The following is a 24628-nucleotide window of genomic DNA, read 5'->3' on the forward strand; positions in this document are numbered from 1 at the left end:
TCAATCCAGCTGCCGTCATGGTCTATTGTGCTATCGTCTCCCGTTAGTTGAATCACAGCTGCTCATTCTATTTCAATTTAAGCTTGTAGATAATTAGTTCATCTTGTTCTTTTGTTTTAATGAATCCAAATGCTGTATACAATTTTTGTGCTTGAACCATTGTTCGTGTTGTATCCAATAATATTTCTGAATACATCTTTGTTCTTGCAAAAGAGATAGCTTCATCTAGAAGTCGGTAGCCAATTCCTTTGCCTCTGTATGTCCTTGAAAGATACATTCTTTTTAGAATTGCATTGTTATTTTGATACTCGAGTAAGGCACTTGTCCCTATAATTTTGCTTCCATCTACTGCAATCCAAAAACCGCTTCTACCTGAATATGTAGCTTCAATATTATCCAAATCTGAATCCCATTCAGAATGAAAGCTGAAACCATATTCACTTAGAACAGATAGGATTAGTTGTTTTACTTCTTTGTTGTATGTCGATTCAAATTTGATTACTTTTATGGTTTCTACGACGCTCACCACTATCTTCGTCTCAGCCATGCTACTTAATTATTCCACTATTAATTAGGTAACCTGCCCATTAGCGTAAAGACGGCAGCCGAACGTTCTGAGGTCGGCTGACCAGTTGTTGTCATGATTGAGCTGTCGTTCTTCGTTAGTTTAACATTCTGTATGGTACCACGTGATGCTAGTGTCCTTGTCACATATAATTGCATCCCATTTCATGCTTATAACAAGTTCTTCAATGTTTATACCTTTATATAAAAACACTGTGAAAAATGAATCAAACACACTCATGAACACAAATTCAGCATTTTCATCAGATAAAATCAACTCATTAGGTGACAAATCTAAGATGTCCAAAGGTACCGTGTCATCGCTCTCCAAACAACCAATTTTATCAAATATCGGAGCTGAGAAATTGATTTTTTTTGCGCCATTAGAACTCAGAACACGGAGTATGCTTTCAATAAAAAAAGGTGAAATACTGTCATCGGTGGGATAGTAGCGGTTCGTTTTCCAGTTGGCATTAAGTTTATTGGCTAAATCCTGTCTTGCATATTCAGATTTCAAAGCACTAATTGATGTTTTCAATGCCAATTCCATTTCGTGATATGTCCTTAATCCTGTATCACTCATCATCTCTTGCCAAGATACTGAGTTGCCTGACATTAGTATCTCTTCCCTATTAGGATAAACATGTTCAAATTCCGATTGACGTTTGGACTGTTCCCATCCAATAGGCATCTGTACAAATGGATGGAGTAATATGGCGGCTGATAGGAAACCACCTGGTAATTGGTTCAATATTGGTGATTGGTCATCAAGCCAAATGTAGTCCAAATTAGGTTTCCTCAATTCTTTTTAGTCTTTAACTAAACGGCCATAGCCGAACAGGCTGCCTAATGTTTGCAGCCTGTGTAGTTGAAGTATCGTACCCGTTAGCTCAATCAGTTATTTGTTTTTTTAAACAAAGCAGTAAGTAAAGCTGAAACACCAAACATTGAATTTGATGCTTCCTTTTCGAGCATGTCCCGTAATTCAATTACTTGAAAACCATTAAATATTTCTCTTAATTTTTCGTCCGTGTAGCCTAAACCACCTCTGAGGCTCCTTAGTCTATACACTTCCCAATCAGATATATCCGAGCCCCCAAGTGCTCCACCAACCTTAAAGCAAGTTATTGCAAATAAACCATTTGGCTTTAGAGCTTTATTCAATAATTTTAGATAACTCATCCTACGATGAGGTGCGATATGGTGAAAACAACCCGAGTCGTAAACAATGTCATAAACCCCTTCTTCAATATCTAATTCAAAAATATTTTGGTTTATAAAATTAACTGAGAGATTTTTTTCCTCTGCACGCTGCTTTGCCCAATCAAGAGCCTCTCGGGATAAGTCCACAGCATCAACTTTACAACCCTGTTCAGCAAAATAGATTGCATTTCTCCCAGGACCACAACCCAGCTCCAGCACCTTTCCTGACTTTAAATATCCTCGATTAAAATACTGGACCAAATTTTCATCAGGTAAATTCACAAAAAAAGGGACTTCTTTTTCCCTGTCAGAATAAAAGTTATCCCAATTAAAACGTGATTGTTCTTTTAACAACGTATCTAGCATATTCAAGACATCATCATAACTTAAAATTGATTCCTTCATCAATAAAACCTCCCAACGTATAGGTAAATTAAACAATACTATTCTGCCCGTTACTTCACATGAAACAAAGGAGCAGCTGCCACGGCAAACTGCTCCAATTTACGTTCAACTATCGTTCCCCGTTAGCGCAATGAAGCCTGCCTGTTACACCGCAATAGTTCTTTGCGTTCTTGTTGAACAACCAATGAAATCCCGTTTTTTATTTAATTACGATATTAATTCTGCTAATTCATTAAGACTCTGGATACCTTTTATATCCTCGCTTAAATCAAGCGGAGATGATTCATTTTTGCGATTGAGCCAGATGGCTCTCATTCCAGCATTATTGCTACCCTTAGCATCAACATCTAGCCTATCTCCAACATAATAGCATTGTTCCACATTCCACCCAGCTTTTTGACTTGCTTTTTTGAATATTCGTTGGTCTGGTTTAGAGAAGCCTACTCCGCTAGAAGTAATGACATAAGAAAAATAATGTCTAATGCCCATCTTATCTAACTTTTCAATTTGTTGCTCGTAGTCACCATTACTTATGATACCTAATTGCTTTCCTTGAAGTTCTTTCAGGCAAGGAATTACATCTTCAAATGCCTTCCAGTTGTTCTGATAACAAGCAAGATATATTTCAAACTTCATGTCTGCTTCTCCTGGCGGTAATTGTACATTTACATAAGCAAACATCTCTTTCATCCTCATTCGACGCTGTTCCTGAAAGGAGATTTCTTTTGCTAAATATTTTTCATAGTATTTTTTTGATAATGCGTTCCATTGAGTTACAAACTCTTCTTCTTCCAGAGTCAACACATCTCTATGTTTTTGGAAGAAATCAATTGCACCCATTTTTTCTGCATAGTCGTGGTCAAGTAAAGTGTCGTCAATATCAAAGAAAATCATAAAGGCCCCTCCTAAGTGGCACAAAGACGTCGTGATATTTTATACGTTTCCATTGATTGGAAAGTTCCGCTAAACTGCCCGTTAGCACGATAGGCCGCCATATCGGCAGCCTGTTGTTGCACTACTGTGCCCGTTAGTTGAACGCCAAATCGTCTTTTCCAACTTGCTACTCAACTTGATTAACTAAATTTATTAGTTCATTTTGAGTTAGTTTATTTTCTCCTAATGGCTCCAGATGGCCGTTGGCGTTAATGTAATACACAAAACGAGCTATAAATCCATTCTCACTTTCCCACCATATCGACTGACTATCCTCATCTTCATTATAATAGGCAAGTATCCCGTTTTCGAGTTGTATAGACTGCATTTCTTCGCTATCCGATAACGTATCAGGTTCACCAATAATAACCTTGCTCAAAATGTATCTTAATTCTTGGACAGTCTGCTTATTTTTATAATGGAATACAAATTGGCGAAGGTTATCAATTTCAATTTCAGTGTGAATCTCATTTACTTCAAATGGGAACTTTGAAGGTTCAGTGAAATCATAAAACATCGAGTTGGTTCTGACATCCGTCTGCTTAACGCCACTACATCCACTTATAGGACAACAAAGTAGTAAGAAAATAATAAAACGAATTCCAAGCCCCCCTTTATGGTTTAATGTCCACATATTACCACAAATTGGGACTAATCTGCCCATTAGCGCAACAGGCTGCCGATTAATCGGCAGCCTGTTCTTCTTTTGTCCTATCGTATCCTTATAGTTTATTGCACTTTCAAGTATAACCACATACTTAGGTTAGTCGTTTTTAGTTGTCATTGGCAGACTGTTTTCTTAATAAAACTTCTCTCGAAGAACAACAAAACATCTTTCAAATGCTCAATCCAATATTCCCATGTATGACCGCCATGGAATTCCGCGTATTCGTGGTAGTAATTGATTTTAGATAAATAATCGTGAAATTCAACGTTAAATTGATATAAGCGATCATCTTTACCACAATTGATATAGATGTCAGGAATATCTATTCTAGCATCTTCCTTTCGCATATCCGCAAGAACGTGTAAATCATATGAGTTTGCATAAGTACCCCGATGAGGACCGAAGATTTGGGGGAAGTTCAAACTATCGTACACATCTTTCTCTATACGACCAAACGAACTGAGTCCTCCAGATAAACTGGCTGCTGCCCCGAACACATTCGGATTACGCAGCGCAAGCATAACAGCTCCGTAGCCACCCATGGAAAGGCCAGCCACCGATCTCATATTCTCGCTTAAAATCGTACGCTATGCTTCATCAATTTGTGGCACCAAATCATCTATAATGTAATGTTCAAAAGATCCGCTGCCAACATACCAATTCGCATAATAAGTACCGTGAGCGTATTCGCCGTCATTGGGCATCACGACAATACACTCGCGCAATTCCGTTGCGCCGATCACTTGGTCCAATGTTACGTCTGCTTGCCCAAACTCAATCCAATTAAGTTCTGAACCGTGACTCCCATGCAACAAATAAATTACAGGATAACTTTGTTCCGAATGCTCATAACTGGGAGGAAGGTATATATAGCAAGTTTTTCTGGAGCGTAATGCATTAGAAAAAATAGTCAATGATTTCACTGTCATATTTTTACTTCGCCTCCATAGGATGGTTCATTCCAAAGATAAGACCTTGCCTTTTTGGACGTATGAAATCAACGTATATATTGAATCTACTAAATCTTTATTATGTAAGAAATGAACTATTCTACGATTAATGGACTAAAATTAATACTCAAAAATAACTCTTCGTTGTGCTATCGTATCTTACCCGTTAGTTGAGGCATCAATTGCCCAATTCTATAAATCTTTTCGCCCATTTGGAAAAAGAAATTCCTCTATCCCAATTTACATTCTTTATTGCATATGCACATCCCCAATTCAAAACCAGTTGGTGGAGCATATGGACTCTAAAGCGTTCTGAGAAGGCTACATTTGATTCAGAGAGATTACAGTAATCATTGATGAACTGCTGTGCCAGTTCATTTTCGCCATTATCGCTGTACTGTAAAAACATTTTCGGTAAATCTGCAATTCCATCAGCAAAATAGCCAGTTGTGAAATCAAAAATGCCGCTCAAATGCCAGCCATTAGTCAAATGCTGTACAAGGAAATTGTCTGGTTTGAAGTCACCCATGACAAAGGTTGGCGAACGTAAATCATCAAATACTTTTTCAGAGGTAGCCAGTATTTTTTCGACCCATTCAGTATCTTCAAATGTAATTATCGAATATTTTTTAGCATCCTCTAACCAATATCTAATTCTGTTATAAAGCCATGTTTTATAAGACCCTTTAAACGGTTGTATAGTTCGAGTAAACTGTTCGAACTCACCGTATTGGTCGACTTTCCAATTATGTAACTCGTTTAAGCTTTGTGCTAATAATAACGCAATTTGTTTTTTATCTTCTTCGCTTAGCCCTGCTGAAAACTCTTGCTCGATAATATGTCTGCCTGGAAGACGAGACATTAATGAATAATTCCAACCGAATATATCTTCAGTTTCATCAATAAGGTATTGGCTAGGAATTGGCAATTTAGTTAGTCTTAGCAGATTGTCGAGAAAGAATTTTTCTTCAATGAATTGCCCCTTAAAAAGTGGATTCCCTTTAAGTACATACTCACCTGAAGTGGACCTAACAAACATGGTTTGTTTCCCAACACCTCTAAATGTTGGTTCGGCCGAAATGAGGTTCCCTAACTCAAATCGATTAAGCATCATCTGTAACTGTTCATTAGTTACCTCGCCCAATTTATTCGAAGAAAAAAAGATTTCAGTAGTCAATTGTAGACACCACCATCTTATATTCGATAGTATAAAATTCGCTTTACATTCATAGTATCCTGCCCGTTAGTTCAATGAAAAGCGGCAGCTGACAATTAAGCAAGCTGCCGTCGTGTTGTATTGAGCAATAGTGCCCGTTAATTTAGCATTTCAAGTATCTGAATCCACAAGTCAAAACACTCGGGACGTTAATGGAATTTATTATTTAATAACTTTAATAACATTGAAGCTATCGCTTATTAAGTCGATTTTCTCATCGTTACTTATTGTAACTCTCTTTACGATTCGGTATTTTCCAGTACCAAGCCATTTAGCTTGAACTATCACGCCTCCAGAAGACTCTTGTCCAGATTTTAAATGACGATCATCCAACCAGATAGAACCGTAGTTTACGTTGGGAAAACTCACAAGAACCCATTTCTTCTCTTTTAACATTTCTATTTGAATATCATAAACTTCAACTCCAAAATCCAGATATTTTTCAAAATCCAGATTGTTTTTTATAGTGTATTGTAGAAATTCAACGCTATTGTGTTCCATCTTAGATATATTAAATGTAATGTCTCGCTCTTTTTGAAATTTAGATATTGAGCGCGTTACTTCACCCAAAATCATTTTTTTTGGAATTTCTCCCTTCGGCACTGAATTAATCAATGTAATGTCTTGAATGTCTTGATTTTCACTTCCATTTTCTTCTTCATTCATGCAACCAGTCGTAACAAGTACAAAAGAAAGGATTATAACAATAATTCGAAAATTCACTGTTCATTCCCCTTTTTCTTTGATCCTTCATAGACACTCCGTTTATTAAACATGTTACACGTTCCTAATTTTGTTAGTTTTGTTTTTAATTTAGCATTTGGATGCTTGCTATTAATACAGGTAAGATCACCCATTAAACTGCCCGTTAGCTGAATAGGCTGCCATTTATGTCGGCAGCCTGTTGTTGTTGTGATATCCCGTTCGTTAGTTTAATGAATGATATAAATATAACGAAAATGCTTTAACTAACACTATAATTATTACAGCAATCCACCCAAAAAAGAAAAGACCAATACAAACACTAAAGAATTGTTTACCAAAGGTTCGATTCGAATCTGCTACCCTAAGAGTAACTAACAAACTTATAAATAGTAAAAAAAATAAGAACCAAATTAAACTTTGCTGCAAACTATGTAGTATATAAATTGCCGCACCATATACAAATGTTCCTGAAATAAAATAAAGTACAACTTCCTTCTTGTTCATCGATTACTCTCCACTTCATTAAACCTTCTGTACCTTTAATTTAACACGATAATAGTATCTTGAAATATAAGCAAATTGTTCCACTAACCTGCCCGTTAGTTTAATAACCCTACATGGCGATAGAGCCGAATAGATGAATTGCCTCTAATATTACGAGACAAATAGCCAGGTAATTATATCGGGCGAGCGCCTACTTACGGGCTTAATGAATTGATGTGATTTGTAATAGTCTTATTATTTCACTTCGAGATTTTAAATTATCTTTCAATTGATCATTGTCTGGACTATACTTCCAAATTGAGTTTGATAATCCAATTAGATGACTTGAGGCTTCCATAACATCTGCTCGCTTAGGAATCAATCTGCAAAAGGAGAGCGTTGAGAAAAACGGAATGACGTTTATAACTCCGATTAATTCACTTGCTAATTTTCTAAAAGATTTTGAAACTTCGTTTAGATCAGTAACAAGTTTCTCGTTCTGCCTATTTGCATCATTAAATTCAGTTGGATTGGCGTAAAAATACGCGTAATATATCAGTTGATGTGAAACTTGTGCTCTAAGCTTTCTATAATCTGAAAGAGGTTCAATTAAATACTTCAACATAATTTGACTGAGAAAGAAAACAATTAGACCACCTACGACTGTGAAAGAAGAAGTAAGTAATGCATTTTGCACAATGACCCCACCTTTGTCGATATATCCGCACAAAAGAAGCCCTCAGGAGTCCCTGAAGGCTTTTTTGACGGATGCTTTCCGATTTAATTTAACAATATCATACAATTATCGGATTTATCAATATTATCTTTCGCTACGACATAACCATTTGTGACGGTGGGCGTCACCGAACGCCGAGGCGTTTTTTTTGAGTTTATCGTGCCCGTTAGTTGAACGAGAAAATGGAGCAGTTACTTAAGCTGTTAGCAGAATATGACAATCAATCGTATTCGTTTATTTGATTACCTCAATTGCAAATGTGTATACAGAAGACCCTTCTGAAATTCTTTTTTCTATATCCGTCAACCATACAGCGGATAGGCTGTAATAGTAAATCCCCTCTTCAGGTGGTGTTTGAAAAGAGTTTCCAGTAACTTTTACCTGACTTATGCTTCCGTTATCATAAATCGTTAATGAAACATCAGTTGGTTTTTTCACATCAAAATTAAAAGTAATCGGTGTATTCGCTTTCACTTTTTCTTTTACTTTATCTTTAAGCATTTCGTTTGGGCTTGCGTAATCTGCGCAAACGCTCGTTCCCTTTGTTTTATTATCCCAGCAATAAGAACTTTGATAGACAGCCAAGGCTTTGCCAGCTGCTTCAATAATAGGCGTTGGTGGTGTATCCCCCAGCTCCATTTGCGGTGTCGATATATTGGAATTAATAGACCTAGCATTGGCATTATTGCTACTATGCTTCTCAACTTCAACATCACAACCAGTAATAATAAATAGTAATACAAGTAACAATGAGCATAATCGTTTTATTTCAAACACCTCCAATTATTTCTAATTAAAATTACAGACGAAAATGGGAGACATTTGTTGCGCTAAACTGCCCGTTAGCTGAACAGGCTGCCGTTTATGTCGGCAGCCTGTTATAAATGTTATACCGAATCCCGTAAGTTTGATCCATAAACTTTGAATAGCTCATTAACTTTATTGACTTCTTTCTTGACCAAACGTTATTTCAATATTCCTTGCTGCTACTTCGAAAACCTCATCATAAGTCGATATAATAAAATGTCTTAGAAATTCATTTCTCGTCTCTATGATATTATTCAATTAATCAGATTTAACAACCTCGGTTAAAGAAGATACGGATTTATACTGATTATCGATATATTTAGAACTTACATCAAGTTCAATCATATTGAAGTAATAAATTCCTGTTAATTTGATTTTATATTTTATCCATGTGTCTTTTTTGCCATTAGTAGCTAAATTACCATTGACTTCACCTGATAACTCTATCGTAGCAGAATTGTAAATATGGTTTATCTCATCTAAAAAAATGCAGTCTCTACCCAAGAGTATACCAAGTTCCGTTTCTATTGGTTTTACTTCCATTTATGAGTTGTCCTCCTCCTTGTCCTGACTTAGGTGAGCTATCGTACCCGTTAGCTTAACCCCGCAATCCATCTAGTGGACCGAGGGCCGTATGGCCCGAAGCGTGAATATGGTCTTATATGCTACTACTGCCCTCTTGAACTACAATCAAATTCTTTTATTTATTTTTGACTTTATCAATGTTTTGAATTCATTCAACTCTTCTTTATTTCTAAATACTCTTTTCGGTATTATTGTGTGAAGCTCCTTACCATACTTTAGAAATATAAATTCTTTGGACTCTTTTATCTCTTTATAGAAATCCCAAGAAATTGTCGAGTTAATGTCTCCAGCATTGAAAATGATGTTCTCTTCATTAAACGATAGAACATACTCTTCTTTGAACTTGGGTTGTCTTTTAAATACGATTCTTGGAACAACAATAATTCTGACAAAAACAATAAAAAAGAAGAGAATAGAGATCAAGAGTATAAAAACATCAAAAATTCGAGTAGAGCCTGACATTAATTGAAAGATTCCATAAACTAGAAGTGCAGCAGCAATTAATACACTAAAAATTAGTTCCTTTAAATTAAGATTTTGATTTATTGCGGAGATAATTTCTCTTTCGGAGTACATAAAATTAATCTTCAAAGATTTCTCCTACACAAAAATGTGTTTGCAGTAGTTGCAATACTCGTGGCATAAAAACGATCAGTTTACCGAATTCCGCATAAAAAATCATTCGGGAAAGCGTTTAGAATCAATTGCGTGCAGCACGCGCAAAGTGTTTTTGGTATCCTGCTCCTCAGGATACTCCGATTTTTGACGCGCATAAATGGCTTGTAGGCGGTTTATCTCGCTTTCTCCCGCTTTAGCGATTTCTAGAATTACACTTTGGTAATTCCATGCCTTCCTCGGATCACCACCGTCTGTCGATACAGGGAGATGTCTCAGTGCCCTTTCCAGGAAGGTGACAAGGATTGGAACTGAAACCTCTCCCAACTTCACCAGTTCTTCCTTTGCATCAAAAGAATATCGAGAATACCGCCGTAGTTCTACCACCGCTTCGCTTTCGTGGCCTTCGACAAAATCGGTAAACGTTTGGCACCAAAACTCTGCTTGTTCAACTGGTAGCCGCGTGCAAAGTTTGGCTTTGTATACCTCATACGCTTTTAACTCGGGAAACGCTTTGTCCAGCTGTGCAGGATCTACGGTTTCAGGGAGGTACTTCATATCATCCCCGTCGTGGTCGACAGCATAGGCTATAAAGTCGTCAGTAAGGTGAAGCTGTCCAAAGGCAGGCGTCAGCTCCTTTATTACTTCGGTTAAGACAGCCATGAATCCGTTAGGGGCTTGTTCAGCCTCTTCCTCCTCCGTCTCCCACAATACTTCTAAAGCCTCTTCGTACTTCATGCCCCATTTTTCGAGTTTTTCATTGCGCGCGTCTTCAAAGCGAAAATCACCGATGCTATATTTAAGTCCGCGGTGGCCGTACAATCTATCATCGGGGTAATCTTTATAACGGTTAAACGTGCGTGTATACGCGAACCCTTCTAAGGTATTCCACTTGAAGTTCACAACGCCGTAGGTCGCTTGTGCATCCAGCACAAAGGCGTATACGTCTTTATTTTGCGACGTTATAGCAAAGTCTCTAATCGTTTGTTCGCCATGCTGAATCAGCATCATTTTTAATATGGCAAAATCGATTGCATTTGTCATCCACGTTCACCCCTGAAATTAAGTAATTGCACTTCTTCTTGATTATAAATAAGTTAACCATGTCGGCTCTGGACCGTACAGTTCATCTATCGCTTCAATTATTCGCTTCTCAATGGCATCATAGGCTGCGGCAATGTTACCGATCTGATGGTCGACATCTCTTTGCCTTGAAATTTGGTACGGTCTCATGTTGGCGTGAGCAGCTGGCAGATCGAAATCATGTTTCCATAGCGGACCTTCGATGCTTCCTATGCACGAGACGTCTGCGTCGAACTTCCCGCGCATGAAGGTTAACTTAACAAGATGGTGATTCTTAGTCATCCGTGTCATCGTATAGACCCCGCCATTGCTGTACTTGGTATTGTAGCTGAAGCCTCGCTTTTTAAAATGAGTAGTAATTTCCTTTTTGACCGAAAGCAATCCTGGGTCATCATCACTTATCGTAAGCGGCTTTAGTTGATACGGAAAGTCAACGCAGATCAGATTTCCGTCATCATAGCATGACTGCACGATCAGCTCACCTGCAATTATGTTTTGGTAAACATCTGCTGCTTCTTCCTTATTTGAAGGAACGGCAAATACGCGCTCGTGATAAATTTCACCAATAGCGCTTAAAAATTTGCGTTCCCCATCGTTCAGTTCCAACTGCGGTATACCGTCCGCGAGATCACCAAGCTCGACAATTGCATCTATGAAGTTATTTCTTCCTGAAATCCACCAATCACTTTGTACCCTTATACACGGAGAAGGGAAATCGCTCCAACCCGTTACACTCGGCGAGAACAGCCTTGTATAACAGCCATCCCCCTTTGAGATGAATGGAATTGGTTCTTCCTTTGAACCAGTAGGATTTCGACGAAGCATTGGAATGTTATCGAAAATAAACGTCAGTCTATTCAAAGAGTATCGTCGCGGTACTCCACCAGCAATTTCAATAGCATCTCCCATTCCTAGCGGATTGGTAAAACAGTTCGGATTTGCTCCTTCCCATCTGGCAGATAGATTGGAGAGTCTTTGCTCAAAGTCAGTTGATGTCCCGACCGTGTATCGGAATTGGGCAAGATCAGGATTTTTTTTTAGCAGCCGATCGATGCCAGAAACACCATGTTGTGAATCACTGATAAAGAATTTAATTTCATGGTGGTCGATACCCGAAGTATTGAATGCAAGTCTGATTCGCTCGATTATTCCAAGAGGTGTATCCTTTTTAGCTAATCGATATATAATCATTTTATATAGTTTCACTAATACACTCCTTATTAATAAAGATATCAGCACTTGTTACCTTAACAATTTCAAAGCTTGATATTGGGCGGTTGCTCAGAAGACCAAAATACCACTATATGGATAACTAGACCAGTTACCATCATCCTATTTTTATCAATTCGGACTTCACTACTGAAGATATCTGCGGATATGCTACTTTCCCCATAAAAAAACAGCCATATTTATCGGCTGTCTTCGTTAATTCGATTGAACTATCGTGTCCGTTAGTTCAATCGAATACTGTTATGGATGTTCTCGTGTAGACTCATATTCCTCAATTATTCCTTCGCGACACTTATCTGCACCTATCTCATCAAGCTCTTGATCGTCCAGCCATTGATAATAATGACCCAGTTCATGTGCAATTGAACCCAAAATTGAAGCCAAGGCATTATCTTGCCCACGGCCATCTACCAATTCCAAATAATCTCCTGTGGCAATTCTTATATAGGGTTCTTCGTACTTGTCATATGGTGCAAAAAATGTTGCAGATACAAGCTCTTTTGTGTATTTGTTTTTGATTTGATAATCCCTTTTTAAATAGACGACCACTCGGCAAATTCGAGACAGGCTCTTTTAACTTCGGGATGCACTCCTGATTCTGTTCTTATTCGTAAGCCATTCCTCGGATAGTTCATTTTACCCTCACGCAATAGTTTATTTGATTGTAGCACTTGGAGCACTTTTACTAATACAATGCAGCCACACCGTAGCCCGTTCCCTGAAGCTGCTCGTTGCCAGGAACTTGACCGAAACTAAAGGTCCCGTCACTTAAAGGAATGGCTCTGTTATTCTTGATTGTTTATTTCCGAGCAAAAGAAAAACCACCTCCTATTGCGTGGGCGGTTTTCTCAACTATCGTACCCGTTAGTTAAACAATTACGGCTGCCGCACTTCCCATATATTTCCTTCAGGATCAGCGAACGTTATATTGGGTCTACATGTCATCCGCTCTCCTAAAATGTTCACTCCGTTTTTTTTTTGAAACGTTCAATTAGCTCTTGGATAGCATAATTACTGATTTTCATAACCAAAGCTATTCAAATAATTGGTAACTACACTTTTATCTTCATGCCACCACAACATTTTATTCTCCTTAATTTTCTCAAATCCAAGTTTTGTAGCTAACTGTATGGAAGCTTTATTACCTGTATCACATCCCCAATTTGGTACTAAATTATGTTCTAGGCAATGATTAATAAATGCGCTGCACGTTAATTTTGCTAATCCAATATTCCTATATCCTTCGTTAGTAAATATGCTAATCTCAGCTCTGCCATTTCCAACAGAACCAGAAATACACAAACTAACTAATTGATTGTCTACAAGTACACAATAACCAAACCCATTCAACAGGAACTCCTCTATCGATCCAAAATTGGATACTGTAATTTGATATTTTTCAATTAAACTGCTTCCCAAAGGTTGAACTATGAACTCCTTTGGAAAATTACCTGCAAGGCTATTAAAACCCTTAAACTTTGTTTCATTAAATATAAAAGAAGAATGAGATAAAGTAGCGGTCTGACCAGCTAAAAGATGCTCAAGTAATTCAATCCACTCATCAGAAGAGGTAAATAGATCATAATAAATGGAATGGTTATTTTTATCTCTTAAAAATATTGTAATATCCCTGTTAAAAATATTGTCATTAGTATCTCCAACAACAATATACCTTCCACCACGGTTAGCAATCAAACAGCATGTAGGTTCTATTTTGCGGTTAACAAATATCTTTCCAGGCTGAATATTCTCAATTACAGAATGAGCATATACCGCCTTGTAATGAACAGTTTTCATTAGTGGAAGTACTATATAATATTCATCATTTCTCAACTCAATCATTGATAATCCCCCTCTAATAACAAATAATTCTAATTAATTGTGCCTTAAGTTGTTGGAAAATGGTAGGGTGAAATCTATTTAAATAAAACTTTCCTGCCCGTTGGGTTAATCAGAAAATCAACAACATAGTTTAACAAAGCCTATTTTTTAAAGATTCGCTTATAAAAAGGCTGGCTTACTTTATCTAGTATTTGCTGTGCTTTCTCTTCCGCTTTCCGTATTACTGCATCTTCTTCTTTCCGCCGTGCTTCTTCCTTCTCTTGTATGCGTCTTTCTTTTTCTTCTCGGAATTCGATCAGCAAATCGGTGGTCTGCTTGTCCCGTTCTCCCGCCACGTTTTCAAGCGCATTTTTGACCGCGTTCCGTCACCGCCACCAAGCACTAGTAGATACCCGATGAAGAATATCAATAAACGTTCACTAATAACTGGAATCTGACTTAATAATACTGCACCTGAAGTTTTATATACAAAAAACCTTTTTACGTAGAAACCTGCAATTAGATATGGGACGATTATTAAAGGTGTTCCAAGAAATATACCAGATATATACCAATTATAATTGACGGGCTGCTGAAAGATGGTTGGATACAACTTCGAAAAAGTAAACAGCGTAAGAAAATAGCATGACGTAATGACCATCCAGCCTCCAACATACTTAGCCAACAGTACACCACCTTTCATCACCTCAAATTAAGCTGATATGAAGTTTGTTGATAAAACCACTCTACTTACATCAGTGTATACCATTAGATATGCTGCCCGTTAGCTTAATAAAAAGAGCAGTTGCCATCGGCGAACTGCTCCAAGGTCCGTTGAACTGTCGTACCCGTTAGCTTAATGTCCATCTGTTTTCTTTAGAATCAGTCTTTTTTAAATTTAAAGCTAAGTATTCCTGTGATAAAGCCAGTAAATAAAAGTCCATAATTAAATGACAAAAAGATATCATTGTCGTTGATGTGCTGGTCAATTAATAAAAATCCATCTGTGAGTACAAATAAGAAAGATAACAACAGTACCTCACTAAGCGACCTTCGCTTCAAAAGGGTATTAATCATCAATGATAAAACAATTGCGGTTATAAGACTTATGACTAAAATGTTTATTAAAGTCATCAGCCCCCCCTTCTTTAATTACAATTAATACCAATTATTAGACGCGAAACTTACCCAATAAGTTGCGCAATCCTGCCTGTTAGCTCAATGGCTGTTTCTTTTAATCCTTTAATCATAACCACCTTCTGCTTCGGGTAATTCTTTATAAGCTTCTTTAACAATAACTAATTTTCGAATGATTGTGCGCAGTTCTAATAGCTGTTTTGCATCAATTGTAACTTCACAATTTTTATCTGACCAGACTAAAGTTTTGGTTTCTCCATTCACACTTATTTGCCAACTATCTTCATTGTATGGTGTCTTATCGCAACTCTGGTCGGTTGGTAAGCTCGGTATTAGTTCTTTCGTTCCCATTATGTTTATCTCTCTCATCTTCTCATAAATGTTGCGCTTCTCTTCCATGGTAAAAGCCACTTTTGCAGTTGCAGTTCCATGAATTATCAAATCTTTTGTAACCGTATTATTATAGGTATTAATTTCGTTTTTTCTAGACTCACCTAAACCGAAACGAACTAAGAAATTGAAATCGTCAGGCATTTCATTAGGCATTTTATTCTGTTGTACACCGACATCATTATTCTTATGTTTGATATTGGAATTTAACGCTGAATTCGTCTTCGAGTCACAAGCTGTGGTTATTAGTTGCAATACAATTAACATAGAAATTAATCGCTTAATTTTCAACCGCCCCCAAATTATCCCAACTAAAGTAATAAACGAATATTGGAATCGTTTGTTGCGCTAAACTGCCCCGTTACTTCAATAAAAAACAGCAACTGATTTCTTATCCAGCTGCTGGCGTGTTCTGTTGAGCTATTGTGTCCCATTAGTTTAACGACCTCTTCAAAAGGAAAAACATATTTTTTTGAGTTTGTTGTCCCAAGTTAGTTGTGCACCGATCATGTCGGCAACCTGTCTAGCGGGAATAAATGTAATTCCATCAAATCGTTGAATAACGGTATCCATAATGTTGAAATCATTCTCATCGATTCGCACGGTATTATGCCCAATCTGGTAAGTATACGCTTTCCCCATATAATTCAAAGTTACGCTGTCGTCATCCTCATTTATTGGAGTGACCTCTATTCCAAACCTACTCACAAATGCTTCGTTCAAAGGGACCATAACTCTGTTATCTTTATTAGAATAGAAGTAATCATAAGGTCTATTCATAACCAAATCCTCACCATTCATGGAGACGGATACATCTGTTCGCTTTAGGAAATTTTCAAGGAGAGATTGCCCCTCAATCTGTTCCTTTTCGCTTTTTTCCTCAGCCAGTAATGGTCTGACTGTATTAATCATGACCACTTTCTTTGAAGGGAATATTGGAGTATCTATTGTGATCACGTAATACATTTCCCCAACCTTAAAGTCAAAACCGCCACAGGAAGAACCAGCGGGTGGTGTCCATACTTTGGCTAGCGCTTTTACGGTACCTTGTTCGACTTTGTAAACTTCAAAAAAAACATCTTTTCCGTTCTTATCTCCTCGAATCTCAAGTGCTTTACCGACGAACACATTCGAATCCGTATGTGGCTCGATGATATTACTGCCAAAATCGCATGCTGATACTTTCTTACCGTTAGTTACTAGACCACTCATCACTACAACTGCCATAATAAATAAAATGATATGCTTCCTAACTGCTACATTGTTCCATAATCCGCGCATAAAGCCCTCCAATACATTCTCACCTCATTAATTACCATATATTCCCTCATTAAATAATACGCAAATCATGATGATTTTGTTGCGCTAAACTGCCCGTTAGCTGAACAGTCTGCCAATTACGTCGGCGGCCTGTTATATTTTGTTCGCTATCAAATGAACTAATCGACGAGAAAATCTATCTGCGCTTCAATTCGTATCCGCTGGTCCGCCAAGGAAAAATCGGCAAAGCCATTCACGGCATAATGTCCTCTGGCATACCCGTTTTTGATGAAGTTATCGATAAAATCCTTATAGGCCTTTGGGTCGCTCTCACTATATCCGCCGCCTCGGATGCTGAACGTGCCACGCATCGGTTTGCCTTTAATTAGCACCGTGCTGGCCCCGACATCGTTCATTGCGTATTCGATGTCGTAGCCCGTCGTCAGCTCCTGAATCGGAAAATAAAACGGCGAAGCGGAATGGTTAATCGTGATGCTCTCTTCATCTCCGTTATACGTCAACTCAGCGTAGATCGGAACTGATTCCCCGCTGCTGTATTCGGGCTTCGCTGTCACTAGGCGGTAAGTGAAGTCGCTTTGGGTAACTGTGACTTCGTTCTTCGGATGAACCAACACCTCTTCACGCGCATCACGCGAACCGCAACTGGCAAGCAGGATGGAGAAAAGAATAAATCCAACTAATGCATACTTACGCATCGAATCCCCCTCTAGGGTTATTAATCACAAGTAAATGCATGACTCCGACTTTGCGCAAAATCTTTAGCGCTTGTTCTTAATTATGCTATCGTGTCCCGTTAGTTTTATAAAAATCGTAATAAATACTAAATGAATCATTCTATCCGTATAGTGATTTCAGCACCTCTCGGTTCATTCTCGTGGGGTCCACCGAACTCCCTGAACACGAAATTCATATAGGAAATGTCATCAGGTAAAGCTGGAGATACAACGTAATTAAAAGAGGAATGCCCACCTGAGCTTCCTCCTCTATCCATACGGCTATCATAATTGTCTCCTAAGTACAACTCAAAATGACTTGGTTTATACGAATTTATTGAATGTTCGTTTGACATGTCCCAATCAATATTAAAGGTAATTACACTTGCATTGGTATATTGCCGAACAGAGGTCAACGAATAGAAATATCCCCCTTCTTCAAAGGATTTTAGAATAGGTATGTGCCTTCTGAATCCAGTCGGTACAATAATCGGCTTAAATTGCTCTTCTCTTAGAAAAGCATTGAACACCCATTTTAAGTAATCCTCATAAAAGTCAAAAGACATTGCCCATTTCGTAATATACTCAAATGGCGGATAACCTGGATTATTATTCGAGATTTCATTGCGTTGTTTTAGCAATTCACAGATTTGCTCATCAATATGGGATACCCTCTCATCATAATGCTCGGTTGGGCGTTCAAATGGCATCCGATTCATTCTGATTCCTCCAATATATTAAATTTCTCATATTTGAAGTATTCTTGCCTTCATAAAACTATCCTGCCCTTTACCTTAAATATAAAATCGATGTTATGAACTAACTCTTGCCCGTTAGTTTAATGAATATCGTTTGTTCTTTCGCCGCTTTCATCTATTTGAACAATCCCACCTCCAAACAACCATCCCTTGCTCTCGATAAATTCAATAAACTCGTTATTCCCTAAATTACTTTCATTTGAATAAACACTACCATATATTTGAACTCCAAAAGGTCTTTTATCTCACTCCTATTATTTATCCCCCTTCATAAACCCATTAGCGCAACAGGCTGCCACTCTAGTGGCAACCTGTTGAATGTTATATTTATCTGTGCTCCATTAACTTATAGACCTTGTAATAAACTATGAGAAGCTTATACTACCTTATTTGTCTGAACTTGATGAGAGCTCCCTAACAAGTCTTTTCGCCTATATATACTCAGCATTAATCCCACTGCGCCGAGCTCAATTAATGTATTCTTACTCCAATTAAGAAGCGGCAGTTGCATACCTCCGAGAATTGGAAGCATTCCGATACACATCAATAAGTTCCATACAAATTGGATACCGATTACCGTCGTCAGACCTACAACTAAACCTTTAGCATAACCATCGTGAAGATTCATACCCATACGAATGATTCTACTTATAAACAGTAAAGTAAGGACTACTACGGTAATACCGAATACCCATCCAAGACTGTATACCAAATACGAAAACGTGAGTTCGCTTGATATTAACGGTAATCTGCGAGTTTCAATACCAAAACCTTGTCCCCACATACCCCCTGTATGAATGGCTTCAACTGAACGAATTATGTAGTATCCCCCATTTATCAGGTCTGGATGGATAAAAGCTGTGTACCTTTCCCAACTATACTCCCATGATCTTGGGTAAAGAACCATCTGAGTTAAAATGAATAACGGTATAAATCCTACTCCAATCAGCAATAACTTCCATTTTTTGTTCACAAGCAGAAGAATTCCAAGGCTTATAGAGTAAATGATCAAAGAAGCAAATGCTGGAGCAGTTATATAGAAGCAAGCGGGAAATACCATATAGACTAAAGCGGACTTCAGAAATTGTGTAATTATACCTTTCCAGTTTTCAAATTGATTTGGTTGCTCTGTTTGCAGCATGCCAGCAGCTGCTAAGATAAGAAAATAAGGAGATACTGCATACACATTGAAATCAAAAGAACCTATTGCAATCCATTGTTTTGCACCGCTTATTTGGGGACCATGCCATTGAGCTGCGAACATTAGTAACAATGTAATAACGTAAACGATTCTGGAATAATGCAGCAGCCTGCGGTAGTCAAAGAAATACAAACTGCTCATTAATGCAATTCCCAATGTTACAAATATCATTTTGCGTTCAAATAATAGATGCTCATCCATTGCAAACTTTAGCGAATATAGTGTCACTAGTCCAATAACGAGCATACATACTACTAGTGCTAGTACACTCCATTCGATCTTTAGTTTATGGGCGTTGTTTAGTTGTTTACCAACGCTATCTGGATCACCCATTTGATTCAATGCCTCTCCAATTGCTTCTCCCTCAGTCTTACCGTACGACTCGACCTTCTCAGCGACCAAATCCTCCAAATGACTTAGAATCTCTAACCTAATTTCTTCATGCATCGACTTTACTTTAATCTGACTACATATTCGATCAAGATATTGACGTACAATTGAATTATGCTCGATTCCATTCATCACGCGCGTCCCTCCCCGATTATGCGAGTAACGGTCATGCTGAATAAGGACCATTCCCTTTCCTTCTCAATCAGATTTTTCTGTCCTTCTTTCGTTAAACGATAATATTTACGCTTTCGGCCGCCTTCCTCACCCCAGTAAGCTTCAACTAGCCTTTCCACCTCAAGTGTATGAAGAATGGGATATAGTGTACCTTCCTTAAACGTAAAAAGACCATCGGACTGTTCTTCAATTTTCTTTATCATTTCATATCCGTACATATCTTTGTTATCCAAAAGCTTCATAATTAATATGACAGTGCTGCCCTTCAACAGTTCTTTATTGATTTTCATACTGACCTCCTCCTTTACGTTCGTTGAGTATCTATGCATTGAACATCTATGCATCGGTTATCTATGTATCAGTTTAATATATCTCCTATTTTTTTACAATGACTAAATTCAATCTCAGTACGTATGTTTTTGGTAGTGCGTATCAGGTATACAATTTCGTTCATCTGCCCGTAAGTTAAATTAGGCAGCGATCATAAATGATCACTGCCTTGAATCGTTATAGGTGATCGCTGCACTTTTGTCTTCGCTAGATCAATTGTTTAGACATCAGTACAGATTCTGGTCTTCCTTGAGGCTTAACAACTTCAACAACTTGCCAATTTATTTTACGATAATATTCCGCAGCAGAATCAGTATAAAGAAACAGTCTCTTGAAACCCAGACTTTTGGAAGCAACTAACTCGATCTCCTGCATTAATCGTAACCCTATACCTTTACCGCGATAATGAGACGATACAAAGAGAGTAGCAACCCAAGGAGACAGATGGGAATGTGAATAAAGCTCATTCTCAATTAAGCTAACACTTCCAACTGGAAGAGAGTCCTCTATGGCTACTAATGCTAATGGCAAACAATTATTATTCAAACTTCTTTGAGTAAATTTCGCAACAGCTTGTTGGTAGTTCCGATTTTGTGGGATTCTCATTTCCATCTGTTGAATACATGCAATGGCGGGGATTAATTCGGCGCATTCGGATAAAACTTTGATATCCATTCAGTAATTCCCTCCATATGATCAATGATCCAGTTAGTTGAACATTATTGTTTATAAACTATATCTTTTAATGTTCCTTCATTAAGTCCATTTTGGACAAACTGGAACCTCCTATTTGTTAATCTTTGAACTCGATCGACTATTTGTCCAAGATGATATCCCGTGTGTTCGACCAAATGATATACATCAAACTATCAAGTTTCTCCAGATCCTTATTTCCTTCAATATAGTCAGTCATCACTTCTCTCCAAGAATTAAATCGTTCCGTGATAATTTGAATTAATTCCGCTGCTGAAGTTTGTGCTTCATCAGGAAAGTAATTTTCTATTCCGCCGTCAGTGCTCCCATTAATCGAATACTTTACGATATGTCTCTGAATATGCTGTCCTACATGCAACACAATGCCACCAATTGAATTAAGATGCTCTACTTCATGTTTCCATAGAACTTCATTTTCTACATTATCCAATGTTATCCTCAATTTCGGGAGATAGTGTTCGCACATTCGAAAAATCGAAATCCGAGTAAATTCATTCAGATCTTTCCCCATAAAAACCCTCCCCTTTTAATAGATATTCCACTATTGTTTGACACATTCAGTCTGTCAGGATTGAATAACAGTCTTTTGCCAACATACTGTCCATAAGCGCAATAAAAATGGAGCAGCTGCGAATCGCAAACTGCCCCATGACAAGTTATATTCTTGATATTCGCTAGTTCAATTTATTAAGAAATCTCTCTAAGTATTTTCGTTAATCCATTAGGATATAGAATTTGTTGTTCTTCTTCAAACTCATTAATAGATATCCATTTTGCATAGGTGATTATTCCACCTTCAACGACCTTGAATTTTTCTACCTCGTATAGTTTCGGTTCAACAAACTCAACAAGATATATTTGCGTTATCTCGTGACCTATACTCTCATCGATAGTGAAAATGTTTTCAATGCATTTTATATGGCGGATAATTGAAATTTGGATACCTAATTCTTCATCGAATTCTCTAATGAGCGTTTTTTTGGAATGTTCCCCAAATTCAATCGTTCCACCTATTGGTCTATAATAATGACCTGTTCCTATTGAATGTTTTCCATACTGTTCTTCAACAAGAATTTCTTTGTTTCTAGTGACAATACCTAATACATTAGGACGTGGATACATATTCATCACCACCATTGTATATTCTTTTCAGTTACCACCTAAAGTTATTATTTTATTTTAACTTGTCTCACAAACTTGTTTTTAACTCGATCGCCTTTAACATGCATTTCTATTAATTTTTCTGTTTCCGCATCAATCACATATGTTTTAACAGCATTTTTAAAGAATCCACCTCTAGTTTGCACCCCATTGGGGCAATCGATCGAGATTACCCAAACCATTCGATCATCGGAGACTTCAGGGTTAGCTGCGTTTTCACCTTCAATGTTATTATATTCTTTCCAGGATGTAAGTTTTTCAGAGAGTATTTTTTCTTTGATATTTAAATTTATTTTTTTATCGATATTACCTTTTGTCGAAAGGAGCTGACTCATTTTATCACTGGCACTTCTCAAAACAGGTTCGACAGGCTGGGGTTCCTTACCTGCTATTGAACTATTTAAGCTTTGAACCGATGCTTGAACTATATGACTAGTTCCCACTATCCATATCCCACCTATACTTACAGCCGCAATAAGAGACAGAGTAACAACTCTTACTTTATTAATGGATACCAACCTCCATATAGTATTCTAGTTAAGAATGGATAGTAATACTATGTTTATTAACAAAGTGTTTGAACTATACTGCTAGTTAGTTGAGTAAAGGTATCTGAGTGATCCTCTCCCGAATTAATAGATATTCCACTTTTGTTTAACACATTCAGACTTTTAGCAAGGACTAACACGTTTTTCCAATTCATTGTACATTAGCGCAACGAAATGGAGCAGTTGCGGATCGCAAGCTGCCCCATGGCCAGTTAAATTATATTTGCACGCTAACACAAAAATGTTTGCTCTAATTGCTCGCAACTCTGCCAAATTTGATAGGTGACGTTATCCAGAAAAAATTCACGCTATGTTCAGCTTCATGAACAAAGACGATAAGATTAATGAATTATATTCGAAATGGCTTGAGCTAATATATCTGCGGCTCGGTATTCTTCTTGAAGGCTGTTCTCTATTCCCCCAATCTCGATTAAAAGCGAATCATCAAAAAGATCTTGATTATAAGACTGTCCTGTATCCCCTTCAGGTTTTTTCAAAGTAATCTGCGGTGAAAGACTTGGATATAATTTCTCAATTCCTTTTTTTATTTTTTGGGCCAGTCTTAAATTCTCCTGATAGTTTTCATTTGAACTTGCTATTACAAAATGTATTGTTGCTAAATCCTTATCATCTATTTGCGTGGTCGTTTTTCCCCGAGTTAATGAATCCCTATGGACATCGAACACCATTTTAAGTGAAGGATTTGTTTTTAAAGCACTAGACACTGTTTTCCTTGATAATTGATAAGATCCACTGAAGTCAAAGTTAGGCTTAATTGTATAGTCGGTTTGATCCACAAGCGTCTTTACCCCAAGCTCTTCTAACTTTTCACTGAGATGCTTCCCCACTAAAGTAATGTTAATATCACGCGACTCAACTGTCTTTCCAGTCAAGGAACTCCCTAGATCAGGTTTGAATGATTCAAGATTATGAGTATGATATATAAAAACAACTGGTTCAGTGTTTGTATTTGCTGTAATACTAGGTCTGGATGTAATGAGATTGATTCCTGCATTAATTGCTGTATTTAATTGATGGCTTCCCGATAAAAAGGTTAGCCAGGCTACAATCATTAGGGCGGCAACTACCCCCGAGCCTAGTAAATATTTTGTTAGCATAATCTCTTTCTTACTTAGGATTTGTGCTCTATGTTGTAATTCTTGTCTTGTTTGGTTTACAAATTCGACACTTGGAATCATAATTGGAGAATTCTTTAAAGTGTTTATGATGAACTCTTCATCTTTCCATATCATAAAAATCCAACTCCCCTTTCAGAGTCTTTGATAGCTTTTTTTGCAGCATTCCAAGAGCACGATGGTAATCAACTTTAACCTTCGACTCTGTGCAATTTAAGATGGCAGCCGTTTCTTTAATTGATAGTTCATTCATAGCGCGCAGAATAAATACAATTCGATAATTTGGTTTCAACTTTGTCAGTGATTCTTGAATAACTTTTCTTGTCTCTTTATTTTCTAGGCTTTCTTGTGGTAATCCAGATTTAGAAACCATATTGATGATGAAGTTCTCACTGAAGAAGGAGTAAAACTTTTTTCGTCTGTAATGATCAATAGCTACATGCTTAGCAATTGAAAAAATCCATGTTCGCAATTGATAAGCCCGATTGAACGAGGAAATAGATCTAATAACCTGAATAAACACCTCTTGTGTTAAATCCTCAGCATCGCTTTTATTACCTGTGAAACAAATTAAAAAACCGTATACCGATTGATAGTGTTCCTCATAGATGTTTCTAATGGTTAGTTCTACATCTATTTTCCCATCCGTATTCAAAAAAATATAACCAACACCTGACTCCATTCAACTAACC

Annotated in this window: 28 protein-coding genes and 1 pseudogene; all 29 read right to left on the bottom strand. The window is 37.5% G+C overall.

Annotation, left to right across the window (positions count from 1 at the left end; all coding sequences use genetic code 11):
* Positions 1–67: 67 nt before the first annotated feature.
* A complete protein-coding gene (locus BM412_RS13000) occupies positions 68–547 on the bottom strand; it encodes a GNAT family N-acetyltransferase (protein ID WP_091218458.1) in 480 nt (159 codons plus the stop codon).
* Between the two features lie 120 nt (positions 548–667).
* Entirely contained in the window at positions 668–1351 is a 684-nt protein-coding gene (locus BM412_RS13005) for a DUF2711 family protein (RefSeq protein WP_091218461.1), read from the bottom strand.
* Positions 1352–1458: 107 nt separating this feature from the next.
* Positions 1459–2172 (bottom strand): class I SAM-dependent methyltransferase, encoded by a 714-nt coding sequence (locus BM412_RS13010; protein WP_091218463.1) that lies wholly within the window; start codon positions 2170–2172, stop codon positions 1459–1461.
* A gap of 207 nt (positions 2173–2379) precedes the next feature.
* On the bottom strand, positions 2380–3066 hold the full coding sequence (locus tag BM412_RS13015) for an HAD family hydrolase (protein ID WP_091218466.1): 687 nt from the start codon (positions 3064–3066) through the stop codon (positions 2380–2382).
* Between the two features lie 166 nt (positions 3067–3232).
* Positions 3233–3769: a hypothetical protein gene (locus BM412_RS31855; RefSeq protein ID WP_177245819.1), complete on the bottom strand. Its 537-nt coding sequence runs from the start codon at positions 3767–3769 to the stop codon at positions 3233–3235.
* Positions 3770–3885: 116 nt separating this feature from the next.
* Positions 3886–4701, bottom strand: a pseudogene (locus BM412_RS13025) (alpha/beta hydrolase).
* Positions 4702–4900: 199 nt separating this feature from the next.
* The gene (locus BM412_RS13030; RefSeq protein ID WP_091218471.1) at positions 4901–5899 is read right to left on the bottom strand and encodes an aminoglycoside phosphotransferase family protein; all 999 of its coding nucleotides are present in this window, start codon (positions 5897–5899) and stop codon (positions 4901–4903) included.
* Positions 5900–6100: 201 nt separating this feature from the next.
* Complete coding sequence (locus BM412_RS13035) at positions 6101–6661, bottom strand: immunoglobulin-like domain-containing protein (RefSeq protein ID WP_091218474.1); 561 nt, start codon at positions 6659–6661, stop codon at positions 6101–6103.
* Positions 6662–7349: 688 nt separating this feature from the next.
* On the bottom strand, positions 7350–7823 hold the full coding sequence (locus BM412_RS13045; protein WP_091218479.1) for a hypothetical protein: 474 nt from the start codon (positions 7821–7823) through the stop codon (positions 7350–7352).
* 273 nt (positions 7824–8096) lie between these two features.
* Positions 8097–8639: a hypothetical protein gene (locus tag BM412_RS13050; RefSeq protein ID WP_143111621.1), complete on the bottom strand. Its 543-nt coding sequence runs from the start codon at positions 8637–8639 to the stop codon at positions 8097–8099.
* Positions 8640–8927: 288 nt separating this feature from the next.
* Complete coding sequence (locus BM412_RS13055) at positions 8928–9212, bottom strand: hypothetical protein (RefSeq protein ID WP_091218484.1); 285 nt, start codon at positions 9210–9212, stop codon at positions 8928–8930.
* A gap of 147 nt (positions 9213–9359) precedes the next feature.
* The gene (locus BM412_RS13060; RefSeq protein ID WP_091218486.1) at positions 9360–9845 is read right to left on the bottom strand and encodes a YcxB family protein; all 486 of its coding nucleotides are present in this window, start codon (positions 9843–9845) and stop codon (positions 9360–9362) included.
* A gap of 87 nt (positions 9846–9932) precedes the next feature.
* Positions 9933–10913 (bottom strand): DUF4303 domain-containing protein, encoded by a 981-nt coding sequence (locus BM412_RS13065; RefSeq protein WP_091218488.1) that lies wholly within the window; start codon positions 10911–10913, stop codon positions 9933–9935.
* Between the two features lie 42 nt (positions 10914–10955).
* The gene (locus BM412_RS13070; RefSeq protein WP_091218491.1) at positions 10956–12158 is read right to left on the bottom strand and encodes a hypothetical protein; all 1203 of its coding nucleotides are present in this window, start codon (positions 12156–12158) and stop codon (positions 10956–10958) included.
* A 264-nt stretch (positions 12159–12422) separates the two neighbouring features.
* Positions 12423–12731: a hypothetical protein gene (locus tag BM412_RS13075; RefSeq protein ID WP_218163157.1), complete on the bottom strand. Its 309-nt coding sequence runs from the start codon at positions 12729–12731 to the stop codon at positions 12423–12425.
* Between the two features lie 462 nt (positions 12732–13193).
* Positions 13194–14024, bottom strand: coding sequence for a GNAT family N-acetyltransferase (locus tag BM412_RS13080; RefSeq protein WP_091218493.1), 831 nt, complete (start codon positions 14022–14024; stop codon positions 13194–13196).
* Positions 14025–14164: 140 nt separating this feature from the next.
* Positions 14165–14359 (bottom strand): hypothetical protein, encoded by a 195-nt coding sequence (locus tag BM412_RS31860; RefSeq protein ID WP_143111622.1) that lies wholly within the window; start codon positions 14357–14359, stop codon positions 14165–14167.
* A gap of 886 nt (positions 14360–15245) precedes the next feature.
* Positions 15246–15797, bottom strand: a complete 552-nt coding sequence (locus tag BM412_RS13095; RefSeq protein ID WP_091218501.1) for a hypothetical protein — start codon at positions 15795–15797, stop codon at positions 15246–15248.
* Positions 15798–15980: 183 nt separating this feature from the next.
* Positions 15981–16811 (bottom strand): copper amine oxidase N-terminal domain-containing protein, encoded by an 831-nt coding sequence (locus BM412_RS13100; RefSeq protein WP_091218504.1) that lies wholly within the window; start codon positions 16809–16811, stop codon positions 15981–15983.
* Between the two features lie 158 nt (positions 16812–16969).
* A complete protein-coding gene (locus BM412_RS13105; RefSeq protein WP_091218506.1) occupies positions 16970–17506 on the bottom strand; it encodes a hypothetical protein in 537 nt (178 codons plus the stop codon).
* A gap of 134 nt (positions 17507–17640) precedes the next feature.
* Positions 17641–18243, bottom strand: coding sequence for a hypothetical protein (locus tag BM412_RS13110; RefSeq protein WP_091218509.1), 603 nt, complete (start codon positions 18241–18243; stop codon positions 17641–17643).
* Between the two features lie 415 nt (positions 18244–18658).
* Positions 18659–20005 (bottom strand): FtsW/RodA/SpoVE family cell cycle protein, encoded by a 1347-nt coding sequence (locus BM412_RS13115; protein ID WP_256256368.1) that lies wholly within the window; start codon positions 20003–20005, stop codon positions 18659–18661.
* Positions 20005–20337, bottom strand: a complete 333-nt coding sequence (locus tag BM412_RS13120) for a PadR family transcriptional regulator (RefSeq protein ID WP_091218514.1) — start codon at positions 20335–20337, stop codon at positions 20005–20007. Before BM412_RS13120 ends, BM412_RS13115 begins: the two co-directional genes overlap by 1 nt.
* A 247-nt stretch (positions 20338–20584) precedes the next feature.
* A complete protein-coding gene (locus tag BM412_RS13125) occupies positions 20585–21052 on the bottom strand; it encodes a GNAT family N-acetyltransferase (protein ID WP_091218516.1) in 468 nt (155 codons plus the stop codon).
* Between the two features lie 139 nt (positions 21053–21191).
* Complete coding sequence (locus BM412_RS13130) at positions 21192–21602, bottom strand: hypothetical protein (protein WP_091218521.1); 411 nt, start codon at positions 21600–21602, stop codon at positions 21192–21194.
* A gap of 176 nt (positions 21603–21778) precedes the next feature.
* Positions 21779–22228, bottom strand: coding sequence for an NUDIX hydrolase (locus BM412_RS13135; RefSeq protein ID WP_256256290.1), 450 nt, complete (start codon positions 22226–22228; stop codon positions 21779–21781).
* 32 nt (positions 22229–22260) lie between these two features.
* Complete coding sequence (locus BM412_RS13140) at positions 22261–22695, bottom strand: hypothetical protein (RefSeq protein ID WP_091218523.1); 435 nt, start codon at positions 22693–22695, stop codon at positions 22261–22263.
* A gap of 446 nt (positions 22696–23141) precedes the next feature.
* Positions 23142–24053 (bottom strand): stage II sporulation protein P, encoded by a 912-nt coding sequence (gene spoIIP, locus BM412_RS13145; RefSeq protein WP_091218525.1) that lies wholly within the window; start codon positions 24051–24053, stop codon positions 23142–23144.
* Positions 24037–24618 carry an RNA polymerase sigma factor gene (locus tag BM412_RS13150; protein WP_091218528.1) on the bottom strand — a complete coding sequence of 194 codons (582 nt, stop codon included), beginning with the start codon at positions 24616–24618 and terminating at the stop codon, positions 24037–24039. The genes spoIIP and BM412_RS13150 overlap by 17 nt, the downstream gene beginning before the upstream one ends.
* Positions 24619–24628 lie beyond the last annotated feature (10 nt).

The sequence above is a fragment of the Paenibacillus sp. BC26 genome, assembly GCF_900116125.1.
GTDB classification, from domain to species: domain Bacteria; phylum Bacillota; class Bacilli; order Paenibacillales; family Paenibacillaceae; genus Paenibacillus_Z; species Paenibacillus_Z lignilyticus.

What these genes read in the sequence shown, in the direction of transcription:
- BM412_RS13000 (WP_091218458.1), bottom strand. Translation starts at nt 547, where the DNA reads ATGGCTGAGACGAAGATAGTGGTGAGCGTCGTAGAAACCATAAAAGTA.
- BM412_RS13010 (WP_091218463.1), bottom strand. Translation starts at nt 2,172, where the DNA reads ATGAAGGAATCAATTTTAAGTTATGATGATGTCTTGAATATGCTAGAT.
- BM412_RS13015 (WP_091218466.1), bottom strand. Translation starts at nt 3,066, where the DNA reads ATGATTTTCTTTGATATTGACGACACTTTACTTGACCACGACTATGCA.
- BM412_RS31855 (WP_177245819.1), bottom strand. Translation starts at nt 3,769, where the DNA reads ATGGGCAGATTAGTCCCAATTTGTGGTAATATGTGGACATTAAACCAT.
- BM412_RS13055 (WP_091218484.1), bottom strand. Translation starts at nt 9,212, where the DNA reads ATGGAAGTAAAACCAATAGAAACGGAACTTGGTATACTCTTGGGTAGA.
- BM412_RS13065 (WP_091218488.1), bottom strand. Translation starts at nt 10,913, where the DNA reads ATGACAAATGCAATCGATTTTGCCATATTAAAAATGATGCTGATTCAG.
- BM412_RS13080 (WP_091218493.1), bottom strand. Translation starts at nt 14,024, where the DNA reads ATGATTGAGTTGAGAAATGATGAATATTATATAGTACTTCCACTAATG.
- BM412_RS13095 (WP_091218501.1), bottom strand. Translation starts at nt 15,797, where the DNA reads ATGTTAATTGTATTGCAACTAATAACCACAGCTTGTGACTCGAAGACG.
- BM412_RS13100 (WP_091218504.1), bottom strand. Translation starts at nt 16,811, where the DNA reads ATGCGCGGATTATGGAACAATGTAGCAGTTAGGAAGCATATCATTTTA.
- BM412_RS13105 (WP_091218506.1), bottom strand. Translation starts at nt 17,506, where the DNA reads ATGCGTAAGTATGCATTAGTTGGATTTATTCTTTTCTCCATCCTGCTT.
- BM412_RS13110 (WP_091218509.1), bottom strand. Translation starts at nt 18,243, where the DNA reads ATGAATCGGATGCCATTTGAACGCCCAACCGAGCATTATGATGAGAGG.
- BM412_RS13115 (WP_256256368.1), bottom strand. Translation starts at nt 20,005, where the DNA reads ATGAATGGAATCGAGCATAATTCAATTGTACGTCAATATCTTGATCGA.
- BM412_RS13120 (WP_091218514.1), bottom strand. Translation starts at nt 20,337, where the DNA reads ATGAAAATCAATAAAGAACTGTTGAAGGGCAGCACTGTCATATTAATT.
- BM412_RS13125 (WP_091218516.1), bottom strand. Translation starts at nt 21,052, where the DNA reads ATGGATATCAAAGTTTTATCCGAATGCGCCGAATTAATCCCCGCCATT.
- BM412_RS13130 (WP_091218521.1), bottom strand. Translation starts at nt 21,602, where the DNA reads ATGGGGAAAGATCTGAATGAATTTACTCGGATTTCGATTTTTCGAATG.
- BM412_RS13135 (WP_256256290.1), bottom strand. Translation starts at nt 22,228, where the DNA reads ATGGTGGTGATGAATATGTATCCACGTCCTAATGTATTAGGTATTGTC.
- spoIIP (WP_091218525.1), bottom strand. Translation starts at nt 24,053, where the DNA reads ATGATATGGAAAGATGAAGAGTTCATCATAAACACTTTAAAGAATTCT.
- BM412_RS13150 (WP_091218528.1), bottom strand. Translation starts at nt 24,618, where the DNA reads ATGGAGTCAGGTGTTGGTTATATTTTTTTGAATACGGATGGGAAAATA.